This is a genomic window from Sedimentitalea todarodis (genome assembly GCF_032595355.1).
Taxonomy (GTDB): domain Bacteria; phylum Pseudomonadota; class Alphaproteobacteria; order Rhodobacterales; family Rhodobacteraceae; genus Sedimentitalea; species Sedimentitalea todarodis.
The window spans coordinates 62815-80666 of sequence record NZ_JASMWN010000012.1; the positions used below are offsets into that span (position 1 = coordinate 62815).

Consider the following 17852-nt stretch of genomic DNA (forward strand, 5'->3'; position numbering starts at 1 on the left):
CATGTCACGCCAATATGCGATTGTTGCTGCCGTCGTCCTTGCGGCGCTTGTCGGGGGTGTCTGGGTCGCGACGATGATCGGAGGCGCGTCAGACGATCAGTTCGCTGAATGCCGCGCCAGTCAGGTTGCCGGCGGGTCCGGTCAGATCGGCGGCCCTTTCGAACTTGTCAACTCCAAGGGTGAAACCGTTACGGACAAAGAGGTCATAACCGAACCTGCGTTGCTCTACTTCGGCTATACCTTCTGCCCTGACGTGTGCCCGCTCGATGTGGCGCGCAATGCCGAAGCCATCGATATCCTGCAAGAACGTGGCAAAATGGTGACACCCATATTCATCTCGATCGATCCTGCACGGGACACTCCGGAGGTGGTTGGCGATTTCTCGGAGAACCTGCACGAGCGCATGATCGGATTGACCGGATCGCCAGAGCAGGTGAAATTGGCGAGCCAGGCGTTCAAGACTTACTACAAGGCACATCCGGCCGAGGATGAGTACTACCTCGTCGATCATTCCACGTTCAGCTACCTTGTTTTGCCAGAGCAAGGGTTTGTCGAATTTTTCCGCCGGGATATCACGCCAGAAGACATGGCGGAGGCCGTCGGGTGTTTCGTCGATAACATGTAGTTTCAACGCAGCATTTGACGTTTGCCAGACCGCTGTTAATACTCCCGGGGCAAAATAAGAGCAATTGTCCGGGGGAGGAACCTTATGGCGGAACCAGCACTGCAGGAGATCGGGCTCGACAAGTCGCTATTGCTCGTAGATGACGACGAACCGTTTCTCCGACGGATGGCCAAAGCCATGGAGAAGCGCGGGTTCGAGATTGAAACGGCTTCATCGGTTGCCGCAGGGCGCGCGATTGCCACAGCCAGACCCCCCGCCTATGCCGTCGTTGACCTGAGGCTTGAGGATGGCAATGGCCTGGATGTTGTCGAAGTGTTGCGGGACAAACGCCCGGACAGCCGCGTGGTCGTCCTGACCGGATACGGGGCGATTGCCACAGCCGTGGCAGCCGTCAAGATCGGCGCGACGGACTATCTTTCCAAACCGGCAGACGCCACCGACATCACCAACGCGCTCCTCGCCAAGCCCGATGAATTGCCACCGCCACCGGAAAACCCGATGAGCGCGGATCGCGTGCGGTGGGAACATATCCAGCGTGTCTATGAACTCTGCGATCGCAACGTAAGCGAAACCGCGCGCCGGCTGAACATGCACCGCCGCACATTGCAGCGAATACTGGCCAAGCGCAGCCCGCGATAGAGATGCCGGAACCGGCGGAGACCCAACCCCTTCCTGAAGGCGGATGGTCTGAGGACATCAGGCATCTGATGGATGCCACCGTGGTGCCTCCCGCCGAAAACGGATTTGTACAAGCCGCCGGTGTGCTTGACTCCGATGGAACCTATTGCGCGCACGGCGCGTTGTGGCGCAGGTTTCGCCCCCTGACGACAGAACCCGCGCGGCCAGAGGGCGATTTGCAGAACCTGCCCGGGCGGTGGTTGTGGGGCGGTGTCCTTTGGGCGCATTTTGGCCATTTCCTGGTGGAAAGCACATCGCGGCTCTGGGCGTTGGAGCACCTGGATCAGCCTGTCGATGGGGTCCTGTTCATCCCCAAACGCCCGCGTGCCGGGGAGAATCTGCGCGGATTTCACACGGGTTTTCTCGACATGATGGCACCGGGATTGCCGATCCGCGTGGCGACCGCGCCCACGCAGGTCGAGGAGCTGATCGTTCCCGGGCAGGGCTTTGGGCTGGGTTTGATCACCGCCGGAACCGATCGATTTCGCACCGCCATTCACAACCGGTTCGCCAAGAATGTCGCGGCGGATGGTCCCGAAAGGATCTATCTGTCGCGGTCTGCATTGGGCCTCGGCAAGGGCGGTTTGCTGGGCGAGGAGCGACTGGAAGAATTGTTGCAGGCAGAAGGCTACGAGATATTTCACCCGCAGCAGCACGATCTTGCCACGCAGATTGCCCGCTACAAGGCGGCAAAGCAGATGATCGCCGCTGACGGGTCCGCGGTGCACCTCTATGCGATGGTTGGGCGGCCCGATCAGGCGGTGGCGATGATCCTGCGACGCCAATCACGATCCAACAACCTGTTGGCCGATAATGTGCGCCATTTCTGCGGCACCGAGCCCACGGTCATATCGGCATTGCGTACGGAATGGGTGCGCAAGAGCCAGAATAAATCCAGTCGCCTGTCGTTCGGGGAGTTGGATCACGCGGCCATCGGCGCGGCGCTTGCACGCAGTGGTTTCATATCCGAACAGACACGCTGGCCTCTGCTGACAGAGGAAGAACGCAAACAGGTCTTTGCCGACAAGGGTTTGAATAAGTCGGACGACTTCATCGAAAGCCCGGGGTTCGTGCGCCAGAGGGTGCGGGCCATGCGCCAGGCCCGGCGCACGGGTTAACCGATCTTGCGCAACAAGGTGTCGTGGCGCTGGATGAAATCGCGACGCGCGTCGACCGGAGGGCGCAGCCGGATGTCCAGATCAGCGATCAGGGTTCTGTCCGGTTTGCCGAAGAACTTGTTTGCCTCTGCCTCGGCAAAGCCCGCGATGCGCGTGGCTTCCATCCAGGCGCTGATGCGATCGGCCTTCTTGATCTGTTTCTTGATCGTGGCCGGTATCGTGGCCGGCAGGCCAAAACGAATGTGAATGGCGGCCATAAGGCGCGCGTCCAACTCGTCATAACCCGGCCCCACCGACGCCTTGACCGGGGAAATCATGTCGCCAATCACGTATTCCGGAGCATCGTGCAGCAGCGCCGCCAGCCGCCATTTGACAGGTGCCTTTGGCACGATCCGACCGAACAGATTCTCGACAAGCAACGAATGCTCTGCCACCGAAAAGGCAAAATCTCCGATGGTTTGGCCGTTCCAGCGGGCGACAAAGGCCAACCCATGGGCAATATCGTCAATCTCGATATCAACCGGCGTCGGGTCCAACAGATCAAGCCTGCGCCCCGAGAGCATACGTTGCCAGGCACGGTTTTGCACAGCCATGATGCAGCCCTCCTCAAGGCCAATGAATAATCTGATCAGGTCTCGACCGGACCGGTTGCATAGACATGGTTGCCGTGGACCTTGCAGACGGCCTTGTACCTGAGATTGCGGAACGTTCGGCTGATCCATCGGGCCTCTGAAAAATACTCCAGTATCAGGATCGGCTTCCAGATGTTGATGATATGGTATGCTCCCAGCAACGCGTTTTTTTCGTGCCCTTCCACATCCAGTTGCAGGATCGAAACCTTGCGATCGATGGGAACGGCGTAATCGAGCATCACCGATCGTACTCGGTTTACACCTTCGCCCGCAGCCTCGACCACGTGACTGACACCGCCCATGGGTGATCCGTCTGTCCGATGGGTCTGGAACAGAACCTCACCGCCTTGATCCGACAGTGCAGCGTTCTGCAATTCAACATTCGCAAGACCGTTCAGCGCGACCGTCTGCTCGGCGGCGGCAAAGCTGCCCGGATTCGGCTCGAACGCCCAGATTTTGGCATTCAGGGCCATGCCATCGGACAGACCGGGAAGGAAATCACCAAAGAACGTGCCTGCATGAATAACGTCTCCATCCCCACAATTGGCACGCATGAAATCAATCGTGTCCGGCTCGAACACACGGCCGGAGAGCACCGCCCTGGAGGCAGGTCGCGTTTCGACACCTTCGGGAATGTGGTAGAGGCCGAACTTGTTTCGACCGATCAACGCATCGCCTGCCATTCTCTGCCTGTTCAAAATCAGCCCATACCGCCGAGTTTTGGTCGATGTTGCAGGGACTATCAAGAGATGTTAGGGCGTCGGCAATCAATGAAATCAGACTGGAGTGCCCTGGCCAATGTCCGAAGATTACATCGTCAAAGATATCTCGCTGGCCGAATTTGGCCGCAAGGAACTGGACATCGCGGAAACCGAAATGCCGGGCCTGATGGCACTGCGCGACGAATACGGTGAGATCAAACCGCTGAAAGGCGCGCGCATCGTCGGCTCGCTGCACATGACAATCCAGACCGCCGTGCTGATCGAAACGCTGGTGGCACTGGGCGCGGATGTGCGTTGGGCGTCGTGCAACGTCTTTTCGACCCAGGATCACGCGGCGGCGGCGATTGCTGCCGGTGGGACCCCGGTGTTCGCGATCAAGGGTCAGTCGCTGGAAGAGCATTGGGATTACCTCGACAAATCGTTCATGTTCCCCGAAGGCGCGAACCTGATTCTCGACGATGGCGGTGATGCCACGCTTTACGTCTTGCTTGGCGCGCGCGTTGAGGCGGGAGAAACCAACCTGATCGACGTGGCCACATCGGAAGAAGAGGAGGCCATCTTTGCACAGATCAAGAAACGTATGGCCGCCAGCCCCGGTTGGTTCACCAAGACACGTGACGCGATCCAGGGCGTATCCGAGGAAACCACCACCGGTGTGCACCGTCTCTATGAACTGCAAAGGAAAGGACAGCTTCCCTTCCCCGCGATCAACGTGAACGACAGCGTGACCAAGTCGAAATTCGACAACAAGTACGGCTGCAAGGAATCGCTGGTGGACGGCATTCGCCGCGCGACCGATACCATGATGGCAGGCAAGGTCGCCGTTGTCTGTGGCTATGGCGACGTCGGCAAGGGTTCGGCCGCGTCGCTGAGCGGTGCGGGGGCGCGTGTAAAGGTGACCGAGGTCGATCCGATTTGCGCGCTTCAGGCGGCGATGGACGGGTTCGAAGTTGTGACGCTTGAGGACGCCCTGAGCACGGCAGACATCTTCATCACGACCACCGGCAACAAGGACGTGATCCGCATCGAGCATATGCGCGAGATGAAGGACATGGCGATCATCGGAAATATCGGCCATTTCGACAACGAAATTCAGGTCGCCTCGCTCAAGAACCACAAGTGGACAAACATCAAGGAACAGGTGGACATGATCGAGATGCCGAATGGCAATCGTCTGATCCTGTTGTCCGAAGGTCGCCTGCTGAACCTTGGCAACGCCACCGGGCACCCATCCTTTGTGATGTCGGCTTCGTTCACCAACCAGACCCTGGCGCAGATCGAGCTGTGGACGCGGGGCGACCAATACGGCAACGAAGTCTACGTGCTGCCCAAGCATCTGGATGAAAAGGTCGCGCGGCTGCACCTCGACCGGATCGGCGTGAAGCTCTCGTCGCTGAGCAAGGAACAGGCCGACTACATCGGCGTTTCGACAGACGGCCCCTTCAAGCCCGAGCACTACCGCTACTGAAACGCGGGCGCAGGCATTCAAACGGGCAGCATTCGTAAGAATGCTGCCCGTTGTGTTTTGGGGATGCAAAACACGCGACTGCCCAGAACGGGAGGGCATTTTACGCAGAGGCAGTATCGCGCACAATCGGTTTGTTGCCGACGGGAACGTTCGGAGATATTTCCCCTTTGTTTAAGTTGCCCCCCCCGCTAACGTTCTTTCCAGCCGATTGGGCTGTGTTTGCAAGGCGGGAGTTTTTTTATGGGCAAACGTGACGATTTGATTGCGCAGTATGCGGACGATCTCAAAAACAAATGTGGCATGACGCCGGATATGGATTTGTTGACCAAGGTGACAATTGGCTGTGGGCCGGCAATTTATGACGCCGACGCCTCGACCGTCGCCGGGTCGCAACCGGCAGAGCTTGAAACGGTAAAGAAGAATTTCCTCGTCAAGAAGCTGGGCCTGGATGACGGCCCTGCACTGACCGAAGCCATCAACACTGCGATTGAGACCTACGGAAAATCAGAGCGGAACAAGTACCGCGCTGTGATCTACTACATGCTGACAAAGCACTTTGGAAAAGAATCGGTTTACGGCTGACATATCGTCAGGCCAAACTTTGAGACGCCCGCTCTTTGAGGTGGGCGTTTTGCATTTTAGACAGATCTTTCGGGCTTTGGGTTTGCGGAATCGGTCGTTTCCGGGCTATCAAAGCATACGGCCAGGACGGTCGGGACCTGAGATTTCAATACGCGTGTGGTGAGTAGGTAACACGCGGGGTGAGAGGGAGGGTCCGACTACGTTCGGGCCCTCCCTGAGTTTTTGGCGGCGTTGCTACATCGTTTTGCCGCCATTCGGGCATGATGCCCAAATGGCATCGCTCAAAACAGGGCCAGCACCAACCCCATCGCGGCACATCCCAGCGTCGCATACCCTCCGTCGATCACCGTGAGACTGACCGGGCGCATTCCGTAGGCGTTGTTGATCGCGATCCATGGGGTGATAAAGAACAAACCCACGCCACCTCCGGCCACCAGTCCGGCACCAAGCGTATCAATACCGCCCAGCGAAAAGACATGCCGCATCATCCCCGCAACAACGAGTTGCAGAACAAACGTCATCGCAAAAATCACCGGCGACTGGCCGCCTTCGGGCCCGCCATCCGCATCTCTTCGAATACCCGCTGCTTGCATCCACGGCTCTGCCAATGCCATATACCAGACCGCCCCCAGCACAAATGACGTCGCTGCGGCAGCGATCACGCTCAGAAACTCCATGAAATCCTCCGTTGACTGTTGTCGGGAAGAAGTCTGCCCGATCAGTCGGGTTTTGTCTGCCCCATCTCACAGACGATGCGCCATTCGCTCTCGGTCACCGTTTGCACGGAGAGGCGGGAATTCTTGACCAGAACCATTTCTGCAAGCCGCTCCTCGGCCTTGATCTGATCAAGCGTCACAGGATTGGAAAACGGGCGCACGGCCTTGATATCGACGCAGTCCCAGCGATCATCATCCGTGGTACTGTCAGGGTGCGATTCCGCACAAACCTCAACGATCCCGACAATCTTGCGATCCTTCTGCGACAGGTAGAAAAACCCGCGATCACCCAGCTTCATCTCCCGCATGAAATTTCGGGCCTGGTAGTTGCGCACGCCATCCCACTCTTCGCCAACGTCTCCCTTGGCAACCTGCTGTTCCCAACTCCAGGTCGATGCTTCGGATTTGAAGAGCCAATATGCCATCAGCCGACGACCTTTTTCCATGGGACCAGTTCGACATCCTGAAATAGCCCGGCTTTGGCATAGGGATCATTCGCCGCCCAGTCCCTTGCAGCGGCGAGGTCATCCACATCAAGGATGACGAGCGATCCGATCATCCCGCCTGCGTCATCCAGCAACGGCCCGGCCTGCGAGACCACGCCGGTTTCTTCGATATAGGCAAGATGGGCGGCGCGATTGTCGAGCCGGGTTTGCAGCGCACCGGCAGTGTCACGGGCAATCAGAGCAACGAGCATGTCATTCTTCCTTTAGAGGACGCGCAAGCAGCTCTGCCATCGCGTCGGTTAGTGTCAGTTCTCCATCCAGCATGCCGACCACCGCGCGGGTGATCGGAAGGTCAAGTCCCAGGTCATCCGCTTTGACATAGACGGCATGGGCCGTCGCAGCCCCTTCGACCGTCACCGACGGATCAAACCGTTCGCCACGGCCAAGGGACAGACCAAGCCTGTAGTTCCGCGACTGCTCCGAGGTGCAGGTCAACGTGAGATCGCCAAAGCCCGAAAGCCCGGCAAGCGTTTCGCGCTGCGCGCCGAGCGCCAGCGCCATGCGCTGCATTTCGGCATATCCCCTTGTCATGAGCGCCGCGCGCGCGCTGTCGCCTAACCCGGCGCCGATCACCGCGCCACAGGCAATCGCCACCACGTTCTTGAGGGCCCCACCCAATTCCGCGCCGATGACATCCCGGGTCCGGTAGAGGCGCAGGTTCGCTGTTGTCAGCTCCTGCTGCAAATTTCGCCCCAGGTCCGAATCAGCACATGCCAGCGTCAGCGCCGTTGGAAGACCCCGCGCGATGTCATGGGCAAAGCTCGGCCCGGTGAGCAACGCCGTGCGCGTTTGCGCCACGACCTCTGCCATGACCGCAACCGGCCCGACACCGGTGCCCAATTCGATCCCCTTGCAACAGGCCACCAGCGTTCGCGGGGTCAGCCACGCGGTATGTTCGGTCAGAACCCGGCGCAATTGCTGCATGGGAACCGCCAGCAAGAGGGTGTCCTGCGCAGCGGCCTGTTCCATGTCCGAAGTAACGGTCAACTGATCCGGAAGCGTGACACCCGGCAGACGGGCCGTGTTTTTCCGGTCATTCTGAATCACGCGGGCGTGCTCTTTGGATCTGGCCCACATGGTAACCGGGCACTGGTGAGCCAGCGATATCGCAAGCGCCGTTCCGAACGCACCGGATCCGATTACGCTGATACTCATGCCTTGGCGCCTTTTCTGCCGCTGCCCAGCAAGGCCGGGCTGCTGTTATCCAATGGCCAGCGCGGGCGGGCGGCCAGATCCATGCCATCGCGGACCCCATCGCGGAATCGTTCGATCCCGGCATAGGCGATCATCGCCGCATTATCCGTGCAGAGCGCAAGCGGAGGCGCAAGAAATCCGGTGCCTGATTCGCCTGCGACTGCTTCAAGCGCAGTGCGGATCGCCGTGTTCGCGGCAACGCCGCCCGCAACGGCCAGTGTTGGTTCCGCGGGGTTTTCAGCGAGATAGATGCGCAACGCGCGACGTGTCTTTTCCGCCAGAACGTCGGCGACGGCCTCTTGAAACCCCGCGCACATGTCGGCGCGGTCCTGCCGCGTGATCCCGCTCTTGTCTGCGACAATCTGATCGCGTTGCCGCAACAGCGCGGTCTTGAGGCCCGAGAAGGAAAGATTGCAATCGGCACGGTCCAGCAACGGTCGCGGAAAACGAAAACGTCGCGGATCGCCTTTGAGCGCTTCGGCCTGCACGGCCGGGCCACCGGGCTGAGGCAGCCCCAAAAGGCGCGCGGTCTTGTCGAAGGCTTCGCCCGGCGCGTCGTCGATGGTGCCGCCCAACCGGACAAAATCGTCCGGCGCGCGCACCAGCAGGTACTGGCAATGCCCACCTGACACGAGGAGCATGAGGTAGGGAAACGCAATGCCATCCGTGAGACGCGGGGTCAGTGCATGGCCGGCAAGATGGTTGATCCCCACCAGTGGCAACCCCGTTGCCGCGCAAATGCCCTTGGCGCACATGACACCTGACATGACCCCACCAATCAGCCCCGGACCTGAGGTAACGGCAACTGCATCCAGGTTTTCAAGCGTCAGATCCGCCGCTGCCAGAGCTTCGCGGACGCATTGATCGAGCTTTTCCGCATGTGCCCGGGCCGCAAGCTCGGGCACGACGCCGCCATAGGCGCTGTGCAACTCGGTCTGTCCAAACACAATTGATGACAGGATTTCGGCGCGATCGGCACCGGATTGCCGCACAACGGCGGCGGCGGTATCGTCACAACTGCTTTCCAGCCCCAATACGGTAAGTGTCTGTGCCATAGGCCTGATCATTGCACCCTGTCCTGTCGGGGGGTATCACCCTATGCGTTGCCAAACAATCCCGGTGCGTGTTGATGTCTGATCCTGCGACGACCTTGTTGATGACCCGCCCGCGTGCCGAGGCGGAGCGGTTCCTGCGCCAACTGCCCGCCGATGTCCTGCAACGTGTGACACCCGTTGTTTCGCCGCTTCTCAAGATCGAGACCTGCGGTGAAACCGCAAACCTGGAAAACGTTGCGGGCGTGATCTTTACCTCCGCCAACGGCGCGCGGTCAGCAGCCGCGCCTGACCAAAACACTGCAATACCAGCGTATTGCGTTGGCGCGGCAACAGCCCGGATCGCAGCGCGTCTCGGTTGGCGCGTGGATGCGATTGGCGAGAACGCGGATGAACTCGTCGCCACTCTGATCCAATCCAATACCTGCGGCCCATTGCTGCATCTGTGCGGCAGACACACGCGCGGCAAGGTTGCAGAACGGCTTTGTCACGCCGGGTGCCGGACGACGCGGCATGTGGTTTACGAACAGAAACTGCTGCCGATCAACGACAAGATTCTTGCGATTCTGCGCGAAAGTGCCCTTGTGATCGCTCCGATCTTTTCACCGCGTACAGCGCGTCAATTTGTCAATCAATGCCCCGAAATCAAGCATTTGCACCTTGTCGCGATGAGCGAGGCGGTCGCGGAACCCCTGTCTGGCATGGCACATTCATCACTATCGGTTGCCAAGCACCCGAATGCTGCCAGTATGGTGTCTGCTATTGAAATGCTTGCCCAACGACACTGCCGGGTTGAGAGTGGCGGGGGTGCGCAGTAACATTCAAGAGGTCTTGGGTATGATTGATTTGAGAATCAAAGGGGTAATACACGGTGGCTGACAAGAAGACGCCCGAACACGACGAGGAAACCGGCGGCCAAACCGAACCCGACAAGATTGATGTCGAAGCGGAGTCTGCGGATAGTGGCGCGGAAACGGACACGCCTGAGGTCGAGGTGGACACACCCGCTGACCTGGCCGAACCCGATCCGGTTGATGACCATCAGAATACACCGTCCCAAGCCGAGCGCACCGTCGTGGAAAAGGAAAAGATCATCGAAACCCGCAGCGGCTTCGGATCGGCTCTGTTCGGCGGTATCGTGGCCGCCTGCCTTGGCTTCATCGCCGCGCGGTCCGATGTCATCGAACCTTATTTGCCCGATTTCCTGAGTTCCAAGGACGTGTCCGGCGAACTCTCCGAATTGCAATCCGGTCTCGCGACCCAGACAGAGAACATTTCCGCAGTCAGTGACAAGGTCGATGCCATCGTCATACCGGACCTTGGGCCGGTTGAGACCAGCATCACCGATCTGACCGCGCAGGTCGCACCGCTGAGCGACCGGATCGATTCGATGCGCGCCGATCTTGCGGACATGGACAAGCGATTGACCGAAGTTGCGAAACGGCCAATTTCCGAAGGCGTGTCCGAGGCTGCGATCGCCGCCTACGAGAAAGAACTGGCCGATCTGCAAAAGGCCATGGCCACGCAGCGCAGCGAGGTCGAGGGCCTGATTGCCGATGCCCGTGCGATCAAGGACGAAGCCGGCCAATTGGAAGCCAACGCCGCAAAGGCAGCCCAGCAAGCGGCCAATCGCGCGACCATGGCGCAGTTGCGAGCGGCATTGGATGCCGGATCGCCGTTTGCTGCGGAAACCGAAGAACTGACGGCTGCCGGAGTAGAGGTTCCCGCCGATCTGGCCGGATCCGCTGCGGATGGTGTCGCGACACTGACTGCGCTGAACAACAGCTTTCCGCCCGCAGCGCGCACCGCCCTGGCCGCGGCGAGGGCAGAACGCAGTACCGACGATCGCGGCCTCGGGTCTTTCCTCAAACGCCAGCTGGGCGCGCGTTCGGTCGAACCGCGCGAGGGTGACGACGCCGATGCCATCCTGTCACGTGCCGAAGCCGCCGTTGCCGATGGTCGCCTTGATGAAGCGTTGAACGACATTGCCACGCTGCCTGACACTGCGCAGGCAGCCATGAGCACCTGGGTCGACCGGGCGCATGCGCGACAGGTTGCGGTCACCGCCGCCGACTCTCTGGCTGCCAGCCTGAACTCAAACTGAAGGACCTGCCATGCTCTGGTCACTAATAAAGATTCTGATCTTTGTCGCGATCGTCGCGCTGCTCGCCCTGGGTGCCGGTTATCTGATGGAATCCCAAGGTGGGGTTCAAATCACACTGGCCGGGACCGAATACACACTTGGCCCGCTGCAATCGGTCATGGCCGCCGCGGTACTGGTGATTCTGGTCTGGCTTGGCCTGAAACTTCTGTCTCTGCTCGTCGCGACGCTCCATTTCCTCAACGGAGATGAAACGGCGTTGTCACGCTATTTCGACAGGAACCGCGAGAAAAAGGGATTCGAAGCGCTGTCTGATGGCCTCTTGGCACTTGCATCGGGCGAAGCGAAACAGGCCATGTCCAAGGCTGCGAAAGCGGAAAAATACCTTCAGAAGCCAGAGCTTACAAACCTGCTGACGGCGCAGGCAGCCGAGATGGCCGGCGATACCAACAAGGCGACGGAAACCTACAAGAAACTGATTCAGAACGACAGCACCCGTTTCGTCGGGGTGCGCGGGATCATGAAGCAAAAGCTGTCGGAGGGCGATACCGCGACCGCTCGCAAACTGGCGGAAAAGGCCTTTCAACTCAAACCGCGCCACGAGGAAACGCAGGATGTCCTGCTCAAGCTGCAGGCGCAGGCACGCGATTGGAGCGGTGCGCGGAACACGTTGAATGCCAAGTTGAAATCCGGCAGCCTGCCCCGCGATGTAGTGACCCGGCGCGAAGCAGTTCTGGCGCTCTCCGAGGCTCAGGACATCATCGCTGAAGGCACCAGCATTGAAGGGCAGGAACAGGCGATTGAAGCCAATCGTCTTTCTCCCGACCTGGTTCCGGCGGCGGCAATGGCCGCGCGGTCCTATATCGCTGCGGACAAGCCGAGAAAGGCGATCAGGGTTCTGAAAAAGGCATGGGATGCCCAGCCACACCCGGATCTGGCCGCCGCATTTGCAGAGATAAAGCCCACGGAAACGGCAGCAGAACGCGTCAAACGGTTTGGCACCCTGACAAACATCAGGCCCCAACATCCGGAAACCCGACTGGTCCGCGCGGAACTCAATATCGTGGCCGAGGACTTTCCCGAGGCACGCCGGGCATTGGGCGATCTGGCAGAAACGGCGGCGGATGCGCGGGCATTGACCCTGATGGCCGCGATCGAGCGCGGCGAAGGTGCGCCGGACTCCGTGGTGCAAGGCTGGCTGACCAAGGCGCTGAACGCGCCGCGCGGTCCGCAATGGGTCTGCGAGAACTGCAATCATATCCACGGGGTCTGGTCACCGGTTTGCGAAAGCTGCGAGAGCTTTGACACGCTTGCATGGAAGGTCCCGCAGACACCGGAAATCAGCAGCGCAACGGGTGCTCATCTGTTGCCGCTGATTGCAAAAGGGCCGGAGCCGGTAGACATTGTTCCCGACGCCGAAATCCTCGATGCGGACTCGGATGCAACAGACGTGGAAGACGCTCCAGATACCGAAATTGCAGGAATGCCACAGGACAAGCCTGCGACCTGACAGGATCCGGTGGACTACAGCAAACAAGGTCGCTGGTGGATGAACGGACCATCCGCGCCCATGCGCACTCTTGCCAGGTGTAGAGCCCAGGCGCGCCTTAGCCAGTTCGTCGCGCATCGGTGAAGGATTGCATCACCTCCGCCGTAATTTTCAGTGACTTCAATCGCGCGGTGTGGTCGTGGATGGGCGCATTTACGATGACCTCGTCAGGTTTATACCGCTGAACAAGCCTCGTCATCGAAGCGCGCACCTGATCGGCGGTTCCAGCGACCGAGCATTGCATCGCCTGATCGACCATGCGCAGCAATCCGGCGTCCAGAACCTGAGTAATGTCGCGGACCGGACGCGGGAGTGGCCCGGGCAGTCCGCTGCGCAGGCGCGCAAACGCCTGCTGCATCGAGGTTTTCAGGTATGTGCCGGTGTCAGCGTCATCCGCCGCAAAGGCATTTGCCGCCAACATGAAATAGGGCGCCTCGGAGAACTGCGACGGCTGGAACCGATCCCGATAGATATCCAAAGCCTCGGCGAGGGCCGCAGGCGCGAAATGCGAGGCAAAGGCATAAGGCAGCCCCAGTTGCGCCGCCAGTTGTGCGCCATAGAGGCTGGAGCCGAGTATCCAGACCGGCACGTGGGTGCCCTCTCCGGGAACCGCCCGGACCGGTTGGTTTGGGGACGCCTCGTCCAGGTAGCCAAGCAATTCGATGACATCCTGCGGAAAACTGTCGGTCTGGTCCATTCCACGGCGCAAGGCGCGCGCGGTTTGCATGTCGGTTCCGGGTGCCCGCCCGACTCCCAGATCGATCCGTCCGGGATAGAGTGTCGCCAAGGTTCCGAATTGTTCCGCAACGATCAGCGGCGCATGGTTCGGAAGCATCACGCCACCAGATCCGACCCGGATGGTCCTGGTTCCACCTGCCACATGCCCGATGACGACCGAGGTCGCGGCACTTGCGATACCCGGCATGTTGTGATGCTCGGCCAGCCAATAGCGTGTATACCCCCAGCGTTCGGCATGCTGTGCCAGATCCAGCGTGTTGCGCAACGACTGCGCAGCCGAGCCGCCTTCGACGATCGGTGAAAGATCAAGTACAGAATAGCGGGGCACCGGACGGTCCTTGCGTGAGGGGCAACGTGAAGAGGTGTAGAGTTATCCGTCTTTGCCGACATTCTCCGCAAAGGCAGTCTTGAAGGCCTCCTGCGTCTTGTCGCTGGCCTCGGTCTGGTACTCGGACTTCCACTGGTCCATCGTCATGCCGTAGAAAATTTCGCGCGCCTGCATCTTGTCCATGTCGATGCCTTTTTCATTGGCGGCTTCCTGATACCAGCGCGACAGACAATTCCTGCAAAACCCGGCCAGGTTCATCAGGTCGATATTCTGCACATCCGTGCGATCCTGCATCAGGTGTTTCTGCAACCGGCGAAAGGCTGCGGCCTGAAGTTCGATTTCTGTCTGTGCGTCCATGGGAAACCCTTCTTTGTCTGAATTTGAAACGACGCGCTCTGAAACTGCCTGTCAGATCAGCTTGAGCGCGATGTAGGGTGCAACGGTGAAGATGAGCGTGAGTGTCTTGTAGGTCGCAAGCCAATTGAAATATGCGCGTTTCAGCTCCTTCTCTTCAAGCCCGAACAGACGCTGGTGAATGCTGGCCATCCACGATTGCATTCCGACAATCCCCAGAGTGGCAACCATCAGATAGCCGATATTGATCACGGCCAGCCAGCCGAAAAAGGTTGTGAGCGTATCGATGGTCATGACGCCTCAGCTTTCCTGGATACTCTGATTGCAGACACTGTTCATATGGGCATCAAAGCGCCCTTCATCAAGAATGCCGACTCGATGCAGCCTTTTCAGAGTCCCGACTCCTCAAGTGCGCGCTGCAGGATCGGTGCCAGCCGTTCGGCCCATTCGCGCTGACCACTATGATCTGCAATCAGATCGTTGCGGAGTTCTATCAGCACATTGGGACGCCCCGGACCAATCGCATGCTTGTCGATCGAATCCCCCGGAAGGTGCCCGGAATAGGGCTCGTTGTCGCCGACGCTCAGTCCTTCCGAAGTCAGCAGGTCGATCAAGGGTCGCGCCAGACGGTCGTCATCGGCATAAAGCACACCGACTTCCCAGGGTCGGGGCGCACGCCCGCGCAATTGGCGGGTATAACTGTGCACGGACAGGATCACGGCGTGGGGCAGCGCCGCCATGCGGGCAAGCTCGTCGTGATAGGGGCGATAACAGAGGTTCAGACGGCGTTCGATTTCGGCTGCATCCGCGTGCCGGTTGGCCGGAATGATGGAACCGTCGTAGAGCTTCATCAGAAGTGTTGGGTCATCTTCGCCCCTGTTGGGATCAATCACCAGTCGCGAGAAGTTTGACGCGATCACCGGAGCGTCCAGAGCGACCGCAAGGTGCTGGGCGACATCGTAGGCCCCCACATCATAGGCAATGTGGCGTTCCATATCCTCGCGCATCAGGCCAAGATCGCCACCATTGACCTGTGGGGGCACGGTATTGGTGGCATGGTCGCAGGTAATCAGCCAGCGCGCGGGCCGCGTTTCACCAAGGATATAGAACGGTGTATATGTCATCTGCCTGTCATCTCTTTGACGCCAGCTATAGGCGTGCAACAGCTTGCCCGCAAATGGGAATTGAGGCATAAGGCCACTGATTTGTTTGCGGTAACATGACTTGATACGAAGGATTTGGACAGAATGAAGCGCCTGCGCAATGTAAAAATCGTGGCCACGCTGGGGCCGGCTTCGGAAACCTACGAAATGATCCGGGCTCTGCACGAGGCGGGCGTCGATGTGTTCCGCCTGAACATGAGCCACGGCACGCAGGACGAGATCCGCCAAAAGCACTCCCACATCCGCCAGGTGGAAAAGGATCTGGACAGCCCGATCGCCATTCTCGCCGATCTTCAGGGCCCAAAGCTGCGCGTTGGAAACTTTGTAGATGGCAGCGAAGAGTTGGCGCCGGGCGACATGTTTCGCATGGACCTTGACCCGACAGATGGGGATGCGAGTCGCGTGTGCCTGCCGCATCCGGAGATTTTTCAGGCACTGGTTCCCGGCGTTTCCCTGCTGGTGAATGATGGCAAGATCCGGCTGAACGTCGAAGAGTGCGGGCCCGATTTTGCCAATTGCTCGGTCATTGCCGGGGGCACCATTTCCAACCACAAGGGCGTCAATGTACCAGACGTGGAACTACCGCTTGCCGCCTTGTCGGAAAAGGATCTCAGCGATCTGGAGTTCGCCTGCGAGCTGGGCGTAGACTGGCTGGCCCTGTCCTTTGTACAGCGGGTACAGGACGTTGAAGAAGCCCGCGCTCTGGTCAAAGGCCGTGCTTCGATCATGTGCAAGATCGAAAAGCCCAAGGCCGTAGATCGGTTCGAGGACATTCTCGATGCCTGTGACGGTGTCATGGTCGCGCGCGGTGATCTTGGCGTCGAACTGCCCGTACAGGCGGTTCCACCGATTCAGAAGCGTCTGGTCCGGCGATGCCGCGCAGCGGCGAAACCGGTGATCGTGGCAACGCAGATGCTGGAAAGCATGATCGAAAGCCCGATGCCGACACGCGCCGAGGTCAGCGACGTCGCCACCGCGATCTACGAAGGGGCCGACGCCGTGATGCTCAGCGCGGAATCGGCCGCGGGCCAGTTTCCGATCGAAGCCGTGACAACCATGGACCGCGTTGCAGTCGAGGTCGAAGCCGATCCGACCTATGCCCAGATCATCGCCGCATCGCGCAATGTCAAAGGCAGCAGTGTCGCCGATGGTATCGTTGCCGCGGCGCGCGAGATTGCCGAGACAACCGATATCAAGGCAATCTGCTGTTTCACCCAAAGCGGCACTACCGCATTGCTGACCGCGCGCGAACGTCCCAGTGTTCCGATCATCGCAATGACCAGCCAACTGGGAACGGCACGACGCCTCGCGCTCACCTGGGGCTGCACCTGCCTGATGACACCGGAACTGGAGCGCTTCAAGAGTGCCGTCGTCAATGCAGCCCGCGCCGCGCGAGCAGTCGGGTTTGCAACAGAGACCGACCAGATCGTGATCACCGCCGGTGTGCCCTTCAATGTTCCCGGCACCACGAACATTCTGCGCGTAGCGCCCTGTAATGAACGGCTGATCTTCAGCACCGACCCGGAATAGTTCGCACCGCAAGGACATCAGCGCCACTTTTGCTCTTGCCAGATGCGTCTGGTTTGCGTAGACGACGCCTCTGATTGCGCGACCGGCCAAAGTGGCATGCCGAGTCGTGCATTGTACCGACCCGAAGACAAGGAGACGGAAATGCCCAAGATGAAGACCAAATCAAGCGCCAAGAAGCGCTTCAAGGTGACGGCGACCGGCAAGGTTCTGGGAGGTCAGGCTGGCAAACGCCACGGCATGATCAAACGCACCAGAAAATTCATCCGCGACGCCCGTGGAACAACCACTCTTTCTGCCCCCGACGCGAAAATCGTCAAGGGCTTTATGCCCTACGACCGCTGATAGGAGGCTGATCACATGGCACGAGTAAAAAGCGGTGTCGTCACGCACGCCCGTCACAAGAAAATCGTCAAAGCCGCCAAAGGTTATTACGGTCGTCGCAAGAACACCTTCAAGGTTGCGACGCAGGCCGTCGACAAGGCGAACCAATACGCAACCCGTGACCGCAAGCAGCGCAAGCGCAGCTTCCGCGCGCTGTGGATCCAGCGGATCAACGCCGCTGTCCGCAGCCATGATGAAGCGCTGACATACAGCCGCTTTATCAACGGTCTGACGCTGGCCGGTATCGAGGTTGACCGCAAGGTTCTGGCCGACCTGGCCGTGCATGAGCCCGATGCATTCGGCGCAATCGTCGCCAAGGCACAGGCCGCGCTGGTCGCCTGACCACTCGCCGCTCTTGTGGTATCAAGTATTGCATTCGCCCGGCAGTCATCGGACCGCCGGGCGATTTGCGTTG

General features: G+C 59.6%; 22 protein-coding genes. 11 read left to right on the forward strand and 11 right to left on the reverse strand.

The window, feature by feature from the left end; all coding sequences use genetic code 11:
• Position 1: 1 nt before the first annotated feature.
• The 3 genes from QO231_RS14950 to QO231_RS14960 all read left to right on the forward strand — a co-directional run bounded on the left by QO231_RS14950 (position 2) and on the right by QO231_RS14960 (position 2421).
• A complete protein-coding gene (locus tag QO231_RS14950) occupies positions 2-625 on the forward strand; it encodes an SCO family protein (protein ID WP_316777957.1) in 624 nt (207 codons plus the stop codon).
• An 84-nt stretch (positions 626-709) separates the two neighbouring features.
• On the forward strand, positions 710-1264 hold the full coding sequence (locus QO231_RS14955; RefSeq protein WP_316777960.1) for an ActR/PrrA/RegA family redox response regulator transcription factor: 555 nt from the start codon (positions 710-712) through the stop codon (positions 1262-1264).
• A gap of 68 nt (positions 1265-1332) precedes the next feature.
• On the forward strand, positions 1333-2421 hold the full coding sequence (locus QO231_RS14960) for a glycosyltransferase 61 family protein (RefSeq protein WP_316777963.1): 1089 nt from the start codon (positions 1333-1335) through the stop codon (positions 2419-2421).
• Here the strand turns inward: QO231_RS14960 and QO231_RS14965 are convergent.
• Together QO231_RS14965 and QO231_RS14970 are read right to left on the reverse strand one after the other, a co-directional pair.
• The gene (locus QO231_RS14965; RefSeq protein WP_316777965.1) at positions 2418-3014 is read right to left on the reverse strand and encodes an HD family hydrolase; all 597 of its coding nucleotides are present in this window, start codon (positions 3012-3014) and stop codon (positions 2418-2420) included. The genes QO231_RS14960 and QO231_RS14965 overlap by 4 nt on opposite strands.
• Positions 3015-3049: 35 nt before the next feature.
• Positions 3050-3736, reverse strand: a complete 687-nt coding sequence (locus QO231_RS14970) for an FkbM family methyltransferase (RefSeq protein ID WP_316777969.1) — start codon at positions 3734-3736, stop codon at positions 3050-3052.
• Positions 3737-3851: 115 nt separating this feature from the next.
• Here QO231_RS14970 and ahcY point away from each other — a divergent pair, with 115 nt between their 5' ends.
• The gene (gene ahcY, locus QO231_RS14975) at positions 3852-5243 is read left to right on the forward strand and encodes an adenosylhomocysteinase (protein ID WP_316777972.1); all 1392 of its coding nucleotides are present in this window, start codon (positions 3852-3854) and stop codon (positions 5241-5243) included.
• Between the two features lie 240 nt (positions 5244-5483).
• Entirely contained in the window at positions 5484-5825 is a 342-nt protein-coding gene (locus QO231_RS14980; protein WP_316777974.1) for a DUF2853 family protein, read from the forward strand.
• Between the two features lie 281 nt (positions 5826-6106).
• Here the strand turns inward: QO231_RS14980 and QO231_RS14985 are convergent, their stop codons facing one another.
• The 5 genes from QO231_RS14985 to tsaD are packed head-to-tail and all read right to left on the reverse strand — an operon-like array spanning position 6107 to position 9296.
• On the reverse strand, positions 6107-6502 hold the full coding sequence (locus QO231_RS14985; protein WP_316777976.1) for a DUF1761 domain-containing protein: 396 nt from the start codon (positions 6500-6502) through the stop codon (positions 6107-6109).
• Between the two features lie 41 nt (positions 6503-6543).
• Entirely contained in the window at positions 6544-6966 is a 423-nt protein-coding gene (locus tag QO231_RS14990) for an EVE domain-containing protein (protein ID WP_316777979.1), read from the reverse strand.
• Entirely contained in the window at positions 6966-7238 is a 273-nt protein-coding gene (locus QO231_RS14995) for a YciI family protein (RefSeq protein WP_316777982.1), read from the reverse strand. Before QO231_RS14995 ends, QO231_RS14990 begins: the two co-directional genes overlap by 1 nt.
• A 1-nt stretch (position 7239) precedes the next feature.
• Complete coding sequence (locus QO231_RS15000) at positions 7240-8202, reverse strand: NAD(P)H-dependent glycerol-3-phosphate dehydrogenase (protein WP_316777985.1); 963 nt, start codon at positions 8200-8202, stop codon at positions 7240-7242.
• On the reverse strand, positions 8199-9296 hold the full coding sequence (tsaD, locus tag QO231_RS15005; RefSeq protein WP_316777988.1) for a tRNA (adenosine(37)-N6)-threonylcarbamoyltransferase complex transferase subunit TsaD: 1098 nt from the start codon (positions 9294-9296) through the stop codon (positions 8199-8201). The genes QO231_RS15000 and tsaD overlap by 4 nt, the downstream gene beginning before the upstream one ends.
• A 74-nt stretch (positions 9297-9370) precedes the next feature.
• Here tsaD and QO231_RS15010 point away from each other — a divergent pair, with 74 nt between their 5' ends.
• From QO231_RS15010 to QO231_RS15020, 3 genes are read left to right on the forward strand one after another with little or no spacing between them, the layout of a single operon-like run.
• On the forward strand, positions 9371-10111 hold the full coding sequence (locus QO231_RS15010) for a uroporphyrinogen-III synthase (protein ID WP_316777992.1): 741 nt from the start codon (positions 9371-9373) through the stop codon (positions 10109-10111).
• A 53-nt stretch (positions 10112-10164) separates the two neighbouring features.
• Positions 10165-11397, forward strand: coding sequence for a COG4223 family protein (locus tag QO231_RS15015; protein ID WP_316777995.1), 1233 nt, complete (start codon positions 10165-10167; stop codon positions 11395-11397).
• Positions 11398-11407: 10 nt separating this feature from the next.
• A complete protein-coding gene (locus tag QO231_RS15020) occupies positions 11408-12904 on the forward strand; it encodes a heme biosynthesis protein HemY (RefSeq protein ID WP_316777998.1) in 1497 nt (498 codons plus the stop codon).
• 97 nt (positions 12905-13001) lie between these two features.
• On the opposite strand, the gene QO231_RS15025 is transcribed toward QO231_RS15020, so the two are convergent.
• The 4 genes from QO231_RS15025 to QO231_RS15040 form a co-directional block, all read right to left on the reverse strand.
• Positions 13002-14009 carry an LLM class flavin-dependent oxidoreductase gene (locus tag QO231_RS15025; protein ID WP_316778001.1) on the reverse strand — a complete coding sequence of 336 codons (1008 nt, stop codon included), beginning with the start codon at positions 14007-14009 and terminating at the stop codon, positions 13002-13004.
• 42 nt (positions 14010-14051) lie between these two features.
• Positions 14052-14366, reverse strand: a complete 315-nt coding sequence (locus tag QO231_RS15030) for a DUF1244 domain-containing protein (RefSeq protein WP_316778003.1) — start codon at positions 14364-14366, stop codon at positions 14052-14054.
• Between the two features lie 51 nt (positions 14367-14417).
• Entirely contained in the window at positions 14418-14657 is a 240-nt protein-coding gene (locus QO231_RS15035) for a DUF6868 family protein (RefSeq protein ID WP_316778005.1), read from the reverse strand.
• A gap of 95 nt (positions 14658-14752) precedes the next feature.
• Entirely contained in the window at positions 14753-15487 is a 735-nt protein-coding gene (locus QO231_RS15040; protein ID WP_316778008.1) for an N-formylglutamate amidohydrolase, read from the reverse strand.
• Between the two features lie 123 nt (positions 15488-15610).
• Here QO231_RS15040 and pyk point away from each other — a divergent pair, with 123 nt between their 5' ends.
• From pyk to rplT, 3 genes are all read left to right on the forward strand, one after another.
• Entirely contained in the window at positions 15611-17056 is a 1446-nt protein-coding gene (gene pyk, locus QO231_RS15045) for a pyruvate kinase (protein WP_316778011.1), read from the forward strand.
• Between the two features lie 141 nt (positions 17057-17197).
• Entirely contained in the window at positions 17198-17398 is a 201-nt protein-coding gene (gene rpmI / locus QO231_RS15050; protein WP_316778014.1) for a 50S ribosomal protein L35, read from the forward strand.
• A 15-nt stretch (positions 17399-17413) separates the two neighbouring features.
• Positions 17414-17779 (forward strand): 50S ribosomal protein L20, encoded by a 366-nt coding sequence (gene rplT, locus QO231_RS15055; protein WP_316778017.1) that lies wholly within the window; start codon positions 17414-17416, stop codon positions 17777-17779.
• Positions 17780-17852 lie beyond the last annotated feature (73 nt).

What these genes read in the sequence shown, in the direction of transcription:
- QO231_RS14950 (WP_316777957.1), top strand. Translation starts at nt 2, where the DNA reads ATGTCACGCCAATATGCGATTGTTGCTGCCGTCGTCCTTGCGGCGCTT.
- QO231_RS14955 (WP_316777960.1), top strand. Translation starts at nt 710, where the DNA reads ATGGCGGAACCAGCACTGCAGGAGATCGGGCTCGACAAGTCGCTATTG.
- QO231_RS14960 (WP_316777963.1), top strand. Translation starts at nt 1,333, where the DNA reads ATGGATGCCACCGTGGTGCCTCCCGCCGAAAACGGATTTGTACAAGCC.
- QO231_RS14965 (WP_316777965.1), bottom strand. Translation starts at nt 3,014, where the DNA reads ATGGCTGTGCAAAACCGTGCCTGGCAACGTATGCTCTCGGGGCGCAGG.
- QO231_RS14970 (WP_316777969.1), bottom strand. Translation starts at nt 3,736, where the DNA reads ATGGCAGGCGATGCGTTGATCGGTCGAAACAAGTTCGGCCTCTACCAC.
- ahcY (WP_316777972.1), top strand. Translation starts at nt 3,852, where the DNA reads ATGTCCGAAGATTACATCGTCAAAGATATCTCGCTGGCCGAATTTGGC.
- QO231_RS14980 (WP_316777974.1), top strand. Translation starts at nt 5,484, where the DNA reads ATGGGCAAACGTGACGATTTGATTGCGCAGTATGCGGACGATCTCAAA.
- QO231_RS14985 (WP_316777976.1), bottom strand. Translation starts at nt 6,502, where the DNA reads ATGGAGTTTCTGAGCGTGATCGCTGCCGCAGCGACGTCATTTGTGCTG.
- QO231_RS14990 (WP_316777979.1), bottom strand. Translation starts at nt 6,966, where the DNA reads ATGGCATATTGGCTCTTCAAATCCGAAGCATCGACCTGGAGTTGGGAA.
- QO231_RS14995 (WP_316777982.1), bottom strand. Translation starts at nt 7,238, where the DNA reads ATGCTCGTTGCTCTGATTGCCCGTGACACTGCCGGTGCGCTGCAAACC.
- QO231_RS15000 (WP_316777985.1), bottom strand. Translation starts at nt 8,202, where the DNA reads ATGAGTATCAGCGTAATCGGATCCGGTGCGTTCGGAACGGCGCTTGCG.
- tsaD (WP_316777988.1), bottom strand. Translation starts at nt 9,296, where the DNA reads ATGGCACAGACACTTACCGTATTGGGGCTGGAAAGCAGTTGTGACGAT.
- QO231_RS15010 (WP_316777992.1), top strand. Translation starts at nt 9,371, where the DNA reads ATGTCTGATCCTGCGACGACCTTGTTGATGACCCGCCCGCGTGCCGAG.
- QO231_RS15020 (WP_316777998.1), top strand. Translation starts at nt 11,408, where the DNA reads ATGCTCTGGTCACTAATAAAGATTCTGATCTTTGTCGCGATCGTCGCG.
- QO231_RS15030 (WP_316778003.1), bottom strand. Translation starts at nt 14,366, where the DNA reads ATGGACGCACAGACAGAAATCGAACTTCAGGCCGCAGCCTTTCGCCGG.
- QO231_RS15035 (WP_316778005.1), bottom strand. Translation starts at nt 14,657, where the DNA reads ATGACCATCGATACGCTCACAACCTTTTTCGGCTGGCTGGCCGTGATC.
- QO231_RS15040 (WP_316778008.1), bottom strand. Translation starts at nt 15,487, where the DNA reads ATGACATATACACCGTTCTATATCCTTGGTGAAACGCGGCCCGCGCGC.
- pyk (WP_316778011.1), top strand. Translation starts at nt 15,611, where the DNA reads ATGAAGCGCCTGCGCAATGTAAAAATCGTGGCCACGCTGGGGCCGGCT.
- rpmI (WP_316778014.1), top strand. Translation starts at nt 17,198, where the DNA reads ATGCCCAAGATGAAGACCAAATCAAGCGCCAAGAAGCGCTTCAAGGTG.
- rplT (WP_316778017.1), top strand. Translation starts at nt 17,414, where the DNA reads ATGGCACGAGTAAAAAGCGGTGTCGTCACGCACGCCCGTCACAAGAAA.